The sequence below is a fragment of the Aureimonas sp. D3 genome (genome assembly GCF_001463805.1).
Taxonomy (GTDB): Bacteria; Pseudomonadota; Alphaproteobacteria; order Rhizobiales; family Rhizobiaceae; genus Aureimonas; species Aureimonas ureilytica_A.
The window spans coordinates 45,139-59,588 of the sequence record NZ_BBWM01000066.1 but is presented as its reverse complement, the minus strand read 5'-3'; the positions used below and the strand labels follow the sequence as shown (position 1 = coordinate 59,588).

The window sequence follows — 14,450 nt, the reverse complement described above, 5'->3', positions numbered from 1 at the left end:
CCCGATGCTTCGCCTTGTCTCTCGACGCCCTCTCCTTCGCTCAAAATCCGCCTCATCGCACGCGCCGCTTCGCGCCCGGTCTACCAACCTTGCCGCCGCCCCATCAACTGCGCCGCCGCGAGCGGACGATAGATTCGGCTTGAGAATCTCATGGATGGGAGATGCCGGTCTCTTTCGCCGGCTAACGAGAAGAAAGGCAAGGTCGGATGCTCGGCTGGGCCGAACCTTCGGCGGCGACGGCTAGAGCGGCGCTGCGGGATAAGGCGAGCCGTGCTGGCCCTCGCCTTGCGCGGCCGCGTGGCCGGCCTATAAGCCCTCGCATGAGCTTCAATCTCGGCAAGCGGCGGGAGACGAGCGCGCCCCGGCGGGACGGCGCGGCGCTCCGGCGCGGCTGGACGACGGGCGCCTGCGCCACGGCCGCCACCAAGGCTGCGCTGGAAGCCCTTCTGACGGGCCATTTCCCCGATCCCGTTGAGATTACCTTGCCGAAGGGGCAGCGCCCCGGCTTCGCCTTGGCGCGCGCGCGGCTGGATGCCGGCTCGGCCATGGCGAGCATCATCAAGGATGCGGGCGACGACCCGGATGTGACGCATCTCGCCGAAATCGTCTCCACCGTTCGCCTCACCGCCCGCGGCTCCGGTCTCGTGTTTCGGGCCGGCGAGGGCGTCGGGACGGTGACGCGGCCCGGCCTGCCGATCCCGCCCGGCGAGCCGGCGATCAATCCCGTGCCGCGCCGGATGATGGGTGAGGTGGTGGAGGCCCTTTGCGCGGCGCATGGGCGCGCTGATGATGTCGAGATCACGATTTCCGTCACCAACGGCGCGGCGCTGGCCGAGAAGACCTGGAACGGGCGGCTCGGCATTCTCGGGGGGCTGTCGATCCTCGGCACGACGGGCGTCGTCCATCCCTTCTCCTGCTCGGCCTGGATTCACTCCATCCATCGCGGCATCGACGTCGCGCGCGCCGCCAACCTCTCCCGCGTCATCGCCGCGACGGGATCGGCCAGCGAAGACGCCGCGCGCCGGCTCCACCCCGAACTGCCTGACATCGCCTGTCTCGACATGGGCGACTTTGCCGGCGGCGTTCTCAAGTATCTGCGCCGCCATCCCGTGCCGAACCTGACGCTGGCGGGGGGCTTCGCCAAGCTCACCAAGCTCGCCCAAGGCTCGCTCGACCTTCATTCCGGCCGCAGCCAGGTGGACTTCGCCTTTCTGGCGGACCTCACCGGCACCCCGGCCCTGACGCCGCGCATCCTCATCGCCAACACGGCCAAGGAAGTGCTCGACCTCTGCCAGGAAGCCGGCATCGATCTGGCCGAAGCCGTGGCGCGCCGCGCGCTCGCAACCATCCGCGAAACGCTGGGCGATGCCCCGGTCGCCGTGGAAGTGCTGGCGGTGGACAGGGCAGGCGCGGTGATCGCGCGGATCGGCGGCTGAGATGGCGCAAGCGCCCTTCATCCTTCTTCTCGGCGGAACGGCGGAGGCCTCGGTTCTGGCGCGGCGCCTGCGGACGATGAGGCCGGACATCGGGCTCCTCCTGTCGCTGGCAGGGCGCACCAAAGCGCCCGCGCTGCCGGACGGAGTGGAGACGCGCATCGGCGGTTTCGGCGGCGCGGAAGGTCTGGCCCGTTTCATCCACGAGCAAGGCGTCACGCGCCTGCTCGACGCGACCCATCCTTACGCCGTCGGCATGTCGCGCAACGCGGGCGCGGCCGCGCGCTTAGCCGGCATTCCCCGCGCGACATTCCTGCGCCCCACTTGGGAGCCGGTTGATGGCGATCGCTGGCAGGAGGTGGCTTGTCTGCGCACCGCGCGCGATGCGTTGCCCTCGGGCGCGCGGCCCTTTCTGGCGCTGGGCAGCCAGCATATCGCGCCCTTTCGGCACCGTTCCGACCTTTGCCCCGTGTTGCGGCAGGTGGATGCGCCCGCAGATCCCCTGCCTTTCGCAGCGACGCTCGTTACCGGCAAGCCTTCGGAGGATAGCGCGGAGGAAGCCGAGCTATTTCGCGAGCACAGCATCACCCATCTCGTCTGCCGCAACTCCGGCGGCGCGAGGGGCTATGCCAAGATCGCGGCGGCGCGAAAGATGAGGATGCCTGTCATCCTGATTCAGCGCCCGCCCGAGCCGGACGGGCCGATCTTGAGAGACCTCGACGCCGCGCTTAGCTGGCTGATTTCGCCTTCCTGACCGGGCGCAGAATATGCGGGTGGCTGGCGTCGTAGAGCTTGGAATCCACGAAATCCTTCGCCCCCAGGGCGCGCCCGACGAAGACGAGCGCCGTGCGCGTCAGCTTGGCCTCGCGCACCGCCCTCGCAACCGTCGAGAGCGTTGCACGGATGAACTGCTCGTCCGGCCAGCCGACGCGGTAGGCGACGATCACCGGACAGTCCGGCCCGTAAGCCGGGATCGGCCCCAGTTCGCGCTCGATATGAGCGAGGTTGCGGATGGAAAGATGGATCGCCAGCGTCGCGCCGCTTTGGCCGAGCGTCGCCAGGTCTTCGCCTTCCGGCATGGCCGAGGACTTCATCGCAGTGCGGGTAACCACGATGGTCTGACAGACTTCCGGCACGGTGAGTTCGGTCTTGAGCGCGGCCGCCGCCGCCGCGAAGGCTGGCACGCCCGGCGTCACGTCATAGGGAATGTCGAGCGCATCGAGCCTTCGCATCTGCTCGGCCGTCGCGCCGTAGATCGAGGGATCGCCGGAATGAACCCGCGCCACATCCTCGCCCCGAGCGTGAGCGGCCTGCATTTCCGCGATGATCTCGTCGAGATTCATCGGCGCGGTGTCGAGAACGCGCGCGCCCTCCGGCGCAGCCTTCACGATCTCTTCCGGCACGAGCGAGCCGGCATAAAGGCAGACGGGGCAGCGCTCGATCAGCCTCAAGCCGCGCAGCGTGATGAGATCGGCAGCGCCGGGGCCGGCCCCGATGAAATGAACGGTCATGCGGTTTCCGAAATGCTGGTGCCGGGCTTGGCGGCATAGCCGCGCGGCGTATAGGCGAAGCGGCGGCCCTCGCCCGTGGTGAAGGCGCGCGTGTTGGACGAGCCGACGACGACGACAGTGAGCATATCCACCTCGTCCACGTCGAGGGCCGACAGGTCCACGATGCGCACGCTCTCGCCCGGCCGGCCGAGATTGGTGGCGAGCACGACGGGCGTATCGGAGGGGCGGTGCTGGAGAAGCACATCGCGCGCATGGGCGAGCTGCGTGCGCCGACGCTTGGAGACGGGATTGTAAAAGGCGATCACGAAATCGCCCTCGGCGGCCGCCTTTACGCGGCGCTGGATATCGTCCCAGGGGGTCAACAGGTCGGACAGCGAGATGGTGCAGAAGTCGTGGCCGAGCGGCGCGCCGGCCCGCGCGGCGGCGGCCTGAAGCGCCGAGATGCCGGGCGAGACCTCAACCTCAATACGCCGAGCCGCGTCCGACACGCCGCCCCGGTCCATCAGTTCGAACACCAGCGTCGCCATGGCATAGATGCCGGCGTCGCCCGAGCAGACCAGCGCCACTTGGCGGCCTTCGGCGGCGCGTTCCATGGCATGGCGCACCCGCGCTTCTTCCGCGCCGAGGTCGAAATCATGCCGCGCCTTGCCTCGCGCGAGCGGGCCGAGAAGGTCGAGATAAAGCGAATAGCCGACGAGATCGGTCGCGGCCTGCACCATGCGGGAGACCTCCGGCGAGCGCCAGCCTTCCGCGCCCGGACCGATGCCGACGACGAAGAGCGTGCCCCGCGCCCGGCCGATGAGCTTGGCATCCAACGGCTGCGGCGCGCGGGCGAGCGCGGCCGTGGTGCGAGCGGATTTGCGCTTGGGGAGGATCAGCGCACCGCCCTCGCCCGCCCCGGCCAAGGCCGCGCCCTCCGCCACGCCATGGCAGCCCGTTTCGCGAAACACGATGTCCGAGGGGTTGGCGAGGCGGGGCGCTTGTGCCTCCAGCGTCGCGGCGTCGAAGAAGCGGGCGGGAACGCCGAAGCGCTCCGCCACGGCATGAACCGCCGGCTCGTCGGCTTTCAGGTCCAGCGAGGCGACGGCGGCGAGCGAAAGCGGCGAGACGCCGACTTCCGCCAGCGCAGCCTCTGCCAGCGCCACGGCTTCTTCGACAGGGGCCCCGCGTTCGGCCCCGATGCCGAGAACGAGCACCTTGGGGCGGTAGAGAAGCTCGGCCTCGGCCGGCGCGCGCGCGGCGTCCGAGACGGTGAGCGCGATGCGAGCATCGTCCGATACGGGGATGGAGGAGCTCGTGAGCCAGGGCGCGTCGCCCTCGATCCAGGCGAACTCGCCCGCGACAAGATCGGCCATGACGGCTTTGGCGTCGCCGGGGTTTTCGAGCACATAGCCCTCGGGCGGCGCATCCAGCGCCACGCCGAAGCGCAGGTCCCCGGCGGTGGTGACGGCGGCAAAACCGCCCGTAATGGCTGCGACCCGCCGCGCCCAGTCGTTCGCACCATGGTGGCCGCCGAGCAGCGGCACGACGGCCGAGCCGTCCTCCGCGATGGCGAGAACCGGTGGTTCGGCGCGCTTGTCGGCGAGATGGGCTGCGAGAATGCGGATCAGCGCGCCGGTCGCCATCAGCGCCAGGATCGGCCGCCCCTCGTCGAAGAGGGTGCCGAGATGCGCGCCGACATTCTCGAAGCTCCGGTCGGCGTGGGAAACACGCGGCGCAAAGCCATGCGTCTCGCCGCCCAGCGCATCGCGTAAACGCTCGGCGAGCGCGAGCGAGACGGGCGTGAGACAGAGGTAAGCCGGCTCACTCATAGATGATGCCCAAGAATGGCGGGCTCGTGGCCCTTGTAGAGAAGGATCAGCGCAAAATAAGGGGCCGTATCGCCGGTCTCGGCCAGCGGCAGCACCCGCTCGCCGGCCTGCGTCAAGCGCTCGGCATAAAGGGCACCATCGTTCAGGCCCATCTCGGCGATCAGGCGTTTCACCCGCGCAAAATGGCGGCCGAGCTTCAGGATGGCAACGCTCTCCGCCGCTTCGATGCCGGCGCGCAGTGCCTCGTCGGGCAGCGTTGCGGGCAGCACAGCGAAGCGGTCGTTTCGCACCACGAGGGGACGCTTGGCGCAGGCGGCGGCGGCCATGACGGAGGAGACGCCCGGCACGATCTCGGTCGCGAAGTCGGCGCCCAGCCGCGCGAAGAGATGGAGAAACGAGCCGTAGAAGAACGGATCGCCTTCGCAGAGGACGGCGACGTCCCGCCCCGCTTCCAGATGCGCGGCGATCTCGGGCGCGGCGGCGTCATAGCCGCCCTGCCCCGGCGCGCGCTCGACCGCCATGCAGAGGCCGATCGGCAGCTCGATCTGGCCACCCGGCAGATGCGGTGCGGCGATGCTGCGCGCGAGCGAGGGCGCACTATCGGGCGCGGGATAGGCGATGACGGGCACGGTTTGCAGGATTCGATGGGCCTTCAGCGTCAGAAGCTCGGGGTCGCCGGGGCCGAGACCGATACCATAGAGCGTGCCGCTCATGCGCCCGCCTCCTTCGTCAGATGCCAATGGAGAACGGGCATGGAGGGACGCCAGCCGCGAAACGGACCGACGGGCGAGGCATGGTCCACCGAGACCCTCATCAGATCGCCGCCGTGCTCTGCGTGCAGGCCCAAGAGGATGGCCTCTGATTCCAGGGTCACGGCATGGGCGACGAGCCGACCGCCGGGTTTCAAAGCCTGGTAAGCCGGCGCGAAGACGCTCTCCGTCAGCCCGCCGCCGATGAACACGGCGTCCGGCGCGGCCAGCCCGTCGAAGGCTTCCGGCGCGCGCGCGGGGACGATGGTGATGCCGGGCGCGGCGAGCCGTATGCGGTTTTCGCGGATGAAGGCGAGACGCTCGGGGTTCGGCTCGATGGCGAGTGCCCGAGCAGCCGACGCCGCGCGGCACCATTCCACCGCGATCGCGCCGGAACCTGAGCCGACATCCCACAGGAGTTCGCTCGCGCGGGGCGACAGTGCGGAAAGGGCCAGCGCGCGAAGGACGCGCTTGGTCATCTTGCCGTCATGGCGAAAGGCTTCGTCCGGCAAGCCGGGGCCGGCCGGCCAGACCTTGGCGCCCTCTGCGGCCACGCATTCCACGGCGACGGTGTTGAGCGCAGCAATATCCGTGAGATCGAAGCCTTTCGCCAGCGCCGCGCGGATGCGCTCATGCGGACCGCCGAGATGTTCGAGAACATGGACGGGGCTCGCGCCATAGCCGGCCTGCGTCAGCAGCGCGGCGAGCGCAGCGGGCGAAGCGCCGTCTTCGGAGAGGATGAGGAGTTTTCGCCCCTCAGCGAAATCCGCCGCCGCATTCTCCAGCGCGCGGCCATGCACGGTGAGGCAACGGCAATCCTCCAGCGCCCATCCGAGTCTGGCGGCTGCGAGCGAGAAGGCGGAGGGTGCGGGCCAGACGCGGAACTCCGCGGCATCGAGCACGCCGCGCAGCCATTTCGCCGGGCCGAACCAGGACGGATCGCCCGTCGCCAGCACCACGGCCCGTCGCCCGCGCGCGGCGAGAATGTCAGCGGCGCTCTCCCCGAAGGGCGAGCGCCAGGGCTGACGCTCGGCTGGGTGCGCGGCGGGCAGCATGGCGAGATGCCGATGCCCGCCGAAGACGATCTCGGCGCGGCCGAGGCGCGCCGCAGCCTCCGGTGAAAGCGTCTCCAGGCCGCCATCGCCGACGCCGATTAGATCGAGCCATGGGGCCGTCATGCGAGCCCACCCCGCAGTCCGGCGGCCTGCGCATTGACCGCCGCCGCCGCCATGGCGCTGCCGCCGCGCCGGCCGAGAAGCGTCGCGAAGGGTACGCCGCGTGGGCGGGCGACGAGTTCGTCCTTGGACTCGGCCGCGCCGACGAAGCCGACCGGAAAGGCAAGAATCGCGGCCGGCGGCGCGGCCCCCTCGTCCAGCCGCTCCAGAAGATGGAACAGGGCGGTCGGCGCATTGCCGATGGCGACAACAGCGCCCGCCAACTCGCCGCGCTCGATCCAGAGATCGACCTGCGCGGCCGAGCGCGTCGTGCCAAGGCGCGCGGCGAGAGGGGCAATCTCGGGCTCGCTCAGCCGGCAAACAACAGCATTGCTGGCCGGCAGGTGCCGGGCGATCACGCCATGCGCCACCATCTGCGCATCCACCAGAACCGGCGCGCCGGCTTGCAGCGCCGCGCGACCAGCCGCGATGAGATCGGCGGACAATCGCAAGTCCGCGATCGCATCCACCATGCCGCAACTATGGGCGACGCGGATGGCCAGCTCCCGCGCCTCCTCCGGCAGGCGCTCCAGCAAAGGCGCACCCTCGCGCCGGATCGTGGCGAAGCTCGCCTCGTAGATCGCGGCGGGGTCCTTCAGATAGTCCAGCCCCACGAACTCACCCCCGCTTCAGCGAGCGCGGCCCGAGCGGATGATCGGCATGGGGATAGGGGTGGTGCGTATGCGCGTGGCCGTGAGAATGGTCATGACCGTGGGAATGGCCGTGATCCTGCGCATGGCCGTGCGTGTGACCACCCGCATGATCATGAGAATGATCCGCCGAATGCGCGTGCTCATGCGTGTGAGCATGGTCATGCCCGTGGTCGTGGCTGTGCCCGTGGTCGTGGCTGTGCCCGTGGTCGTGGCTGTGCCCGTGGTCGTGGCTGTGCCCATGGTCATGGCCGTGGTGGTCGTGCCCATGGTGGTGATCGCCATGGTGATGATGCCCGTGGTCATGCCCGTGCCCGTGGCTGTGATCGTGCCCATGATCGTGCGTCGGTTCCGCCGGACCCGTGCCGATGCCTTCGACATGGTGGTGGTGGCTTTCCTGCGGCAGGCCCACTTCCGCCTCGAAGCCGAGCACCTGCTCGCGGTACTTGCACATCTGGCAGTTCATGTTGTTCGTGCCTTCGAGGATCTCGGTCAGGCGATCCACGAAGGTTTCGACCACGAGGTCATGCGCGCCGAGATAGGAGGCTTTCAGGAACTTCACGTCCGGCTGCTCGGCGGCCACCGTGTCGGTCGAGGAATAGATGCGGTCCACCAGAATACCGGTGAACAGGAAATAGGGAAATACGACGATGCGCTTGTAGCCGAGGCGCGAGACATGGCGCAGCGCCGGCTCGACCAGCGGAAAGGTGACGCCGGAATAGGCCGTCTCGCCCCAGCCGAAGCCGAGCCCTTCCCAGAGCATGCGCATGACCTTGGCGACGTTGGAATTGGCGTCGGGGTCCGACGCGCCGCGCCCGACCACCACCAGCATCGTGTCGTGCAGCGGCTCGCCGTCGCGCCAGCCGTCCAACCGCAGCGCCTCGCGAATCCGCTCGCCGGCGGCGCGGATCATCTTGGGGTCGATGCCGAGTTCGCGTCCATAGGTGATGGAAACGTCGTTCGAGGCGGCATAGGTGTTGAGAACCGACGGAATGTCGTTCTTGGCGTGGCCGGCGGCGAACAACATGCCCGGCAGGGCCAGAATCTCCCGCGCGCCCTTTTCGCGCAGCGCGTCGAGCCCGGTGCGGATGATGGGCGTGGCAAATTCCAGATAGCCGTATTCCACCGTCCAGTCCGGCAGGCGGCGGGCCATCTTTTCGGAGAGGCCGCGAAATTCCTCCACCGCGCCGCGGTCGCGCGAGCCGTGGCCGCACAGCATGAGAGCCTTCATGGACGCATGTCCTCCGTCGTCAGGTTGCGCCGGAGAACGGACCTCGCCCATCAGCGAAGCGCCGCGTCCGACAGTTTCCGCTTCGAGCCCCCGGTTTGGGTCGGCCGTCCCGGAATCGTTTTTGCAAGAGCCCGGGCGGAATCGATCCACCTAAAGGCACCGTCAGGCCCCCGCCTTAAAGCCGGGATGAGGGCGCGCGTCAAACCGGGTGTCCGGCCAAGGCGCACCCTCGCCTTCCCCCAGGCCGGCGGGCGGGCGACGAATGCCCAACCCGTAAGCCCTGCTCTTGCGCGCCCTTGCCACTCGACGCGCCTCTGCCCAACAGGCCTCGACGCTCAGTCTCGGCACGATCGCTCGGTCCGGAAAAACGCCCCTTCCCGCTCAACAGCGCGCAGCCCGAGCTCCATCGTCGCGCGCGGGCTGCTAAAGCGAACGCCACGACCGAATCAACGGAAGGCCGCCCGTGCCCGCCCTGTCCTTTCTCACTCGCAATGCGCGCTGGCTGGCGGGCGGCTTTCTTCTGCTGTTCGCCTCGTCCTTCGGGCAAAGCTTCTTCGTGGCTCTGTCCGGGGGTGATATCCGGCGCGAGTTCGCGCTGTCGAATGGCGATTTCGGGCTGCTTTATATGGGCGTGACGATCGCCTCGGCCTTCGCGCTCGCCTGGATCGGTCCGGTGGTGGATCGCTGGCCGGCCCGGCGCTCAGGCATGCTGGCGCTTCTGGCGCTCGGACTCGGCGCGCTCGCCCTCGCCCTATCGCGCCATGGGCTCGGGCTCGTCGCGGCGCTCTTCGCCTTGCGCCTGTTCGGGCAGGGTTTCGCCGTCCACGCGGCCTATACGCTGCTCGGCCGCTGGTTCGGGCCGAGCCGCGAGGGCGGGCGCGGGCGGGCGGTCTCCTTCGCCTCGCTCGGGCTGAATATGGGCCAGGCGCTGCTTCCCTTGGCCTTCACGGCCGGCGCGGCATGGCTTGGCTGGCGCGGCGTCTGGCTCTGCGTGGCCGTGCTCCTCTGCCTCCTCCTGCCGCTCGCCGCGCTGCTGTTTTCGCGCGAGCGGCAGCCCGAGACGCCGGCCGGCACCGTGCCGGAAACGCAAGGCTGGACGCGGGAGCAGGTGCTGCGCGACCCTCTCTTTCCCTTGCTTCTCATGGCCATGCTGCCGCCGGCCTTCATTTCCAACACGATCCTGTTCCATCAGGTCTATCTGGGCGAGCTGCGCGGCTGGTCGCCCGGACTCTTCGCCAGCGCCTTTCCGCTCTATGCGCTGGTGACGGTCGGCTCGCTGCTTCTGGCCGGCTGGTTGGTGGATCGGTTTTCGGCCCACACGCTCCTGTCCTTCTATCTCGTGCCGCTCGGCCTCGGCTGCCTCGTGCTCGGCACCGTGGAAGGGCCCGCCGCCGCGTTCCTCTTCATGGCGCTCTACGCCTTGAGCGACGGATTCTCGCTGACGCTGTTCGGCACGCTCTGGCCGGAAGTCTATGGTGTCAGGCATCTGGGCGCGATCCGCTCGGCCATCGTGCCCCTCATGGTGCTCGCCGCCGCCCTCGGGCCGGGTCTGGCTGGCGTCCTGATCGACCGGGGCGTGTCCTATCCCCTGCTGCTCGGCGCACTGGGCGTCTATTGCCTCGCCCTTCTGCCCCTGATGCTGGCCGTGCGACCCGCCTTGGCAAAACGCATGGCTGGATGACGGCCCGCACCTTGCCACCCTTCCCGCAACGGGCCTAAGAGCGAAGCGGCCATAAAGCGTTCTGACGCTCCGGCCCCCGTTGCTCCTGCGCTCCTGCGCCCTCCCCCTCGGGCTCGCGTCGGCCCGCCCCGCCCATGGTCTCAAAATGCCCCTCGATCTCGTCTTTCTGCTTCTGGTCGGCGCGGCATTTCTGGCCGGGTTCATCGACGCCATCGCGGGCGGCGGCGGCATGATCACGGTGCCGGCGCTGCTTCTGGGCGGGGTCGATCCGCTGACCGCGCTCGGCACCAACAAGCTGCAATCGCTTTTCGGCTCGGGCTCGGCGACCATCGCCTATGCGCGCAAGGGGCATATGCGCATCACCGACATGTGGGCTGCGGGCCTCCTGTCGGCCGGTGGCTCGGCCTGCGGCGCGCTTCTGGCCGCCTCGCTGCCGCTCGACTTCCTGCGCACCCTCCTGCCCTTTCTCCTGATCGCCATCGCGATCTATTTCGCGCTGAAGCCCGGCCTGTCGGATGTGGACCGCGAGCGCCGAATCTCGCCCAAGCGCTTCGCGCTGGTCGTGGTGCCGCTGATCGGCGCTTATGACGGCCTGTTCGGCCCCGGCACCGGCTCGTTCTTCATGCTCGCCTTCGTGGGTCTTGCCGGCTACGGCGTCCTCAAGGCGACGGCGCACACCAAGTTTCTGAACTTCGCCTCCAATCTCGGCGGCTTCCTGGTCTTCGCCAGCGTCGGGACGATCCATTGGAAGCTCGGCCTCGCCATGGGCGTCGCGCAGTTTCTGGGCGCGCGGCTCGGCGCGGCTTCGGCCATGCGCTTCGGCTCGCGTCTCATCCGTCCGCTTCTCGTCACCGTGTGCATCGCGCTCGCCCTGCGCCTTCTCTGGTCATGAGCCGGCCGCGCGTTCCCGCCCTGATGCTGCAGGGCACGGGCTCGGATGTGGGCAAGAGCGCGCTGGTGGCCGGCCTCTGCCGCCTGTTCCGCCAGCGTGGGCTCGCTGTGCGCCCCTTCAAGCCGCAGAACATGAGCAACAACGCCGCCGTCGCGCGCATTCCCGAAACCGGCGAATGGGGCGAGATCGGCCGCGCGCAATGGCTTCAGGCGCTGGCCTGCGGCGCGGAACCGAGCGTCCACATGAACCCGGTTCTCCTCAAACCCCAAAGCGAAACCGGATCGCAGATCGTGGTGCAGGGGCGCGTCGCAGGCGCAGCGCGAGGGGCCGACTATCAGCGACTGAAACCAACGCTTCTGGGCTCCGTGATGGAGAGCTTTCATAAGCTGGGAGCAGAGGCCGATCTGATCCTGGTGGAGGGCGCGGGCTCGCCGGCCGAGATCAACCTGCGCGCCGGCGATATCGCCAATATGGGCTTTGCGCGGGCGGCCGACGTGCCGGTCGTGCTGGTCGGCGATATCGACCGGGGCGGCGTCATCGCCTCGCTGGTGGGCACGCACACGATCCTGCCGCCCGACGACCGCGCGCCGATCCGGGGTTTTCTGATCAACAAGTTCCGGGGCGACGTCAGCCTGTTCGACAGCGGGCTCGCCGCCATCACTGATTTCACCGGCTGGCCGAGCTTCGGCGTGGTGCCTTGGCTTGCCGAGGCACGCCATCTGCCGGCCGAGGATTCGGTGGCGCTGGAAGCGCGCCAGGCGCCGTCACGCGGCGCGGCGCAGCTTCTCGTCGCCGTGCCGGTTCTCGACCGTATCGCCAATTTCGACGATCTCGACCCGCTCGCCGCCGAGCCCGGCGTCGAGGTGCGCTTCGTCAGGCCCGGCGAGCGCCTGCCAGCTGAGGCCGCGCTTGTCGTCCTGCCCGGCACCAAGTCCACGATCGCCGATCTCCAGGCCTTCCGCCGCAACGGATGGGACGGGGACCTCCGCGCCCATCACGCGCGGGGTGGGCGAATCCTGGGTCTGTGCGGTGGATACCAGATGCTGGGAACACGCATTCGCGATCCGGACGGTGTGGACGGGACATGCTCCGAGGCCGAAGGGTTGGGGCTTCTCGAGGTCGAGACGGTGATGAAAGGGCCGAAGACCGTGCGCGCCGCCGCCGGCCTGTCGCATGAGGGCTTGGCCGTCACCGGCTACGAAATCCATATGGGCGCGACGGACGGGGCGGACCGCGCCCGGCCCTTCGCCACGATCGACGGGCGCATGGAGGGCGCGCGCAGCGCCGATGGGCGGGTCGAAGGCACCTATCTCCACGGCGTCTTCGGCTCGGATGCCTGGCGTCGTCGCCTTCTCCAGCGCTTCGGTCTGACGGGCTCGAACCAGTCCTATCTGGAACGCGTGGAAGCCGCGCTGGACGCCATCGCCGCCCAGTTGGAAGCCTGTCTCGATATCGACGCGTTCTGGGCGATTGCGCGGGAACGTGCCCGCAAAACCTGACTTGCCACTCAGATTACCGGAACATGGACGCAATACGACAGGAGTTTCATTCGACTCGGCCCGCCTGTCTGGACTAGCTCGCAGGATGCCCGATCCCGTGCCAGCGAAGCACGCGCGGTCTGCCGAGTCGGGCCGGGGTGTCAGAAGAAGGTAGAAGAGCCATGTCGATGCCAAGCCGCTGGGCGGACAATCCCCATGGATACGGTCTCGTCAGCCGCGCCCTGCATTGGGGCATGGCGCTGATGATCCTCTGGCAGCTCCTGACGGCCATCGTGCGCGCCACCGCCGAGCATGGCGCGCTGGACAACATCCTGTGGGGCACGCATGTCTCGGTCGGCTTCACCATCTGGTGGCTCGCCATCCTGCGCGGCGTCTGGGGTTTGGCGAATCTCTCGCGCCGCCCGCCCCATGAAGGTCATCCGCTGATGCGTGGGGCCGCGACGCTCGGCCATGTCGCGCTTTACGCCCTGCTGATCCTCGAACCCACGCTCGGGATGCTGCGCGCCTTCTTCAAGGGGCGTGAGCTGGTGATCTACGGCTTTCCCATTCTGGTGCGCGGCGATGCGCCGCGCAATGCCGTTCTGGGCTCCTTCGTCAGCGAAGCGCACGAGTTGCTGGGCTGGAGCCTCTTCGTGCTCATCGCGGGCCATATCGCCATGGCGCTCTGGCATCATCTCGTGCGCCGCGACGGCACGCTGCGCGCCATGACGCATGGCTCCACCGCGCCGCGCCTGCGAGCGGGCATCTGACAAAGGACACGGCGCGCGAGCGCCCCGCCTCTCACTCGCCGTCGAGGTAGCTCTTGAAGCGGGGGGCCCAGTTCGGCTCCCAGCGCGACAGCGGCGGGCGGTTGCTCGCGACATCCTCGGCGGCCCAGCGGATGCGCTTCTCGTCCAGCTCGCGGGTCGTCTCGTTGTCGGGGCAGAGAATGTAGAAATCGCCCGCTTCCAGCCGGTCCATCATGAAGGCGACGGTTTCCTCCGGCGTCCAGGCGCCCTCGGGCTTCTGGGTGCGGTCGCGCCGGGTCAGGTCGGTCCAGACGAAGCCGGGGATCAGCAAAGCCGCTTCGACGCGGCAGTCCGCCCGGTTGCGCAATTCGTGCTGGAGCGCCTCGGTGAAGACCTTCACGCCCGCCTTCGACACGTTGTAGGCGGGATCGCCCGGCGGCGTGGTGATGCCCTGCTTGGAGCCGGTGTTGATGATCAGCGCGGGCTGGCCATGCGCGATCATGGCGGGGCCGAAAATGCGCGTTCCGTTGATGACGCCGCCGAGATTGATCGAAAGAACCGCGTCCCACTCGCTCTGCTCGCCGAAGATGGACGAGCCGGGCTGGATGCCCGCATTGTTCATAAGCACATGAACGGGGCCGAGCGTCGCCTCGATATGCTGGGCCGTCTTGGCGAGGCCCTCCCGGTCGCTGACGTCGCAGGCGGCCGCGACGATGCGCCCCTCCTCCTCGCCCGCCAGCGCGACCAGCGCCTCGTGAGCACGAACGAGTTCCTCCATGCGCCGGTCCACGATGGCGACCTTGAGGCCCATCTCCACGAAGCGCTTGGCGGCGGCGAGGCCGATGCCGGTGGCGCCTCCGATGACGACGGCGGTGTGAAGCGGAGCGATGGCGGGGTGGTGCATGGGTCTCTCCCGACGTGAAACGGCGTGCGCAGCGGGCCGGCCAGACAATGCCGGCCTCTTCGGCCTGCCCCGTGTCTGGCCTCAGTTCGCCTTCGATGTCCAGCCCGTGCCGGCGCGTCAAAACCGCAGCGCGCCAGCCGGCCAAAC

General features: G+C 68.9%; 13 protein-coding genes. 6 read left to right on the top strand and 7 right to left on the bottom strand.

The genetic code is table 11. The annotated features are described in order from the left end of the window. The first annotated feature begins 320 nt into the window (after window positions 1–320). Together AUL36_RS20305 and AUL36_RS20300 are read left to right on the top strand one after the other, a co-directional pair. Window positions 321–1,436, top strand: a complete 1,116-nt coding sequence (locus AUL36_RS20305) for a cobalt-precorrin-5B (C(1))-methyltransferase (RefSeq protein ID WP_062223724.1) — start codon at window positions 321–323, stop codon at window positions 1,434–1,436. A 1-nt stretch (window position 1,437) separates the two neighbouring features. Continuing rightward, a complete protein-coding gene (locus tag AUL36_RS20300; RefSeq protein WP_062223722.1) occupies window positions 1,438–2,187 on the top strand; it encodes a cobalt-precorrin-6A reductase in 750 nt (249 codons plus the stop codon). Here the strand turns inward: AUL36_RS20300 and cobM are convergent. From cobM to AUL36_RS20270, 6 genes are read right to left on the bottom strand one after another with little or no spacing between them, the layout of a single operon-like run. Beyond that, window positions 2,162–2,944, bottom strand: a complete 783-nt coding sequence (gene cobM, locus AUL36_RS20295; protein WP_062223719.1) for a precorrin-4 C(11)-methyltransferase — start codon at window positions 2,942–2,944, stop codon at window positions 2,162–2,164. The two genes, AUL36_RS20300 and cobM, sit on opposite strands and share 26 nt — an antisense overlap. After that, window positions 2,941–4,755 (bottom strand): precorrin-3B C(17)-methyltransferase, encoded by a 1,815-nt coding sequence (gene cobJ / locus AUL36_RS20290; protein ID WP_062223717.1) that lies wholly within the window; start codon window positions 4,753–4,755, stop codon window positions 2,941–2,943. The genes cobM and cobJ overlap by 4 nt, the downstream gene beginning before the upstream one ends. Beyond that, a complete protein-coding gene (cobI, locus tag AUL36_RS20285) occupies window positions 4,752–5,468 on the bottom strand; it encodes a precorrin-2 C(20)-methyltransferase (protein ID WP_062223715.1) in 717 nt (238 codons plus the stop codon). Before cobI ends, cobJ begins: the two co-directional genes overlap by 4 nt. Beyond that, window positions 5,465–6,682: a bifunctional cobalt-precorrin-7 (C(5))-methyltransferase/cobalt-precorrin-6B (C(15))-methyltransferase gene (locus AUL36_RS20280; RefSeq protein WP_062223712.1), complete on the bottom strand. Its 1,218-nt coding sequence runs from the start codon at window positions 6,680–6,682 to the stop codon at window positions 5,465–5,467. Before AUL36_RS20280 ends, cobI begins: the two co-directional genes overlap by 4 nt. Next, window positions 6,679–7,332 (bottom strand): precorrin-8X methylmutase, encoded by a 654-nt coding sequence (locus AUL36_RS20275; protein WP_062223710.1) that lies wholly within the window; start codon window positions 7,330–7,332, stop codon window positions 6,679–6,681. Before AUL36_RS20275 ends, AUL36_RS20280 begins: the two co-directional genes overlap by 4 nt. A gap of 4 nt (window positions 7,333–7,336) precedes the next feature. Beyond that, window positions 7,337–8,599, bottom strand: coding sequence for a sirohydrochlorin chelatase (locus AUL36_RS20270; protein ID WP_062223708.1), 1,263 nt, complete (start codon window positions 8,597–8,599; stop codon window positions 7,337–7,339). A 463-nt stretch (window positions 8,600–9,062) separates the two neighbouring features. Here AUL36_RS20270 and AUL36_RS20265 point away from each other — a divergent pair, with 463 nt between their 5' ends. The 4 genes from AUL36_RS20265 (at window position 9,063) to AUL36_RS20250 (ending at window position 13,420) form a co-directional block, all read left to right on the top strand. Continuing rightward, window positions 9,063–10,280: an MFS transporter gene (locus AUL36_RS20265; RefSeq protein ID WP_062223706.1), complete on the top strand. Its 1,218-nt coding sequence runs from the start codon at window positions 9,063–9,065 to the stop codon at window positions 10,278–10,280. A gap of 145 nt (window positions 10,281–10,425) precedes the next feature. After that, on the top strand, window positions 10,426–11,172 hold the full coding sequence (locus AUL36_RS20260) for a TSUP family transporter (protein WP_062223757.1): 747 nt from the start codon (window positions 10,426–10,428) through the stop codon (window positions 11,170–11,172). Next, complete coding sequence (locus AUL36_RS20255) at window positions 11,169–12,671, top strand: cobyric acid synthase (protein WP_062223704.1); 1,503 nt, start codon at window positions 11,169–11,171, stop codon at window positions 12,669–12,671. The genes AUL36_RS20260 and AUL36_RS20255 overlap by 4 nt, the downstream gene beginning before the upstream one ends. 161 nt (window positions 12,672–12,832) lie before the next feature. Beyond that, window positions 12,833–13,420, top strand: coding sequence for a cytochrome b (locus tag AUL36_RS20250; RefSeq protein ID WP_062223702.1), 588 nt, complete (start codon window positions 12,833–12,835; stop codon window positions 13,418–13,420). 31 nt (window positions 13,421–13,451) lie between these two features. On the opposite strand, the gene AUL36_RS20245 is transcribed toward AUL36_RS20250, so the two are convergent. After that, window positions 13,452–14,303 (bottom strand): SDR family NAD(P)-dependent oxidoreductase, encoded by an 852-nt coding sequence (locus AUL36_RS20245; protein ID WP_062223699.1) that lies wholly within the window; start codon window positions 14,301–14,303, stop codon window positions 13,452–13,454. Window positions 14,304–14,450: the final 147 nt, after the last annotated feature.

What these genes read in the sequence shown, in the direction of transcription:
- AUL36_RS20255 (WP_062223704.1), top strand. Translation starts at nt 11,169, where the DNA reads ATGAGCCGGCCGCGCGTTCCCGCCCTGATGCTGCAGGGCACGGGCTCG.
- cobI (WP_062223715.1), bottom strand. Translation starts at nt 5,468, where the DNA reads ATGAGCGGCACGCTCTATGGTATCGGTCTCGGCCCCGGCGACCCCGAG.
- AUL36_RS20260 (WP_062223757.1), top strand. Translation starts at nt 10,426, where the DNA reads ATGCCCCTCGATCTCGTCTTTCTGCTTCTGGTCGGCGCGGCATTTCTG.
- AUL36_RS20250 (WP_062223702.1), top strand. Translation starts at nt 12,833, where the DNA reads ATGTCGATGCCAAGCCGCTGGGCGGACAATCCCCATGGATACGGTCTC.
- AUL36_RS20270 (WP_062223708.1), bottom strand. Translation starts at nt 8,599, where the DNA reads ATGAAGGCTCTCATGCTGTGCGGCCACGGCTCGCGCGACCGCGGCGCG.
- AUL36_RS20300 (WP_062223722.1), top strand. Translation starts at nt 1,438, where the DNA reads ATGGCGCAAGCGCCCTTCATCCTTCTTCTCGGCGGAACGGCGGAGGCC.
- cobJ (WP_062223717.1), bottom strand. Translation starts at nt 4,755, where the DNA reads ATGAGTGAGCCGGCTTACCTCTGTCTCACGCCCGTCTCGCTCGCGCTC.
- cobM (WP_062223719.1), bottom strand. Translation starts at nt 2,944, where the DNA reads ATGACCGTTCATTTCATCGGGGCCGGCCCCGGCGCTGCCGATCTCATC.
- AUL36_RS20280 (WP_062223712.1), bottom strand. Translation starts at nt 6,682, where the DNA reads ATGACGGCCCCATGGCTCGATCTAATCGGCGTCGGCGATGGCGGCCTG.
- AUL36_RS20245 (WP_062223699.1), bottom strand. Translation starts at nt 14,303, where the DNA reads ATGCACCACCCCGCCATCGCTCCGCTTCACACCGCCGTCGTCATCGGA.
- AUL36_RS20305 (WP_062223724.1), top strand. Translation starts at nt 321, where the DNA reads ATGAGCTTCAATCTCGGCAAGCGGCGGGAGACGAGCGCGCCCCGGCGG.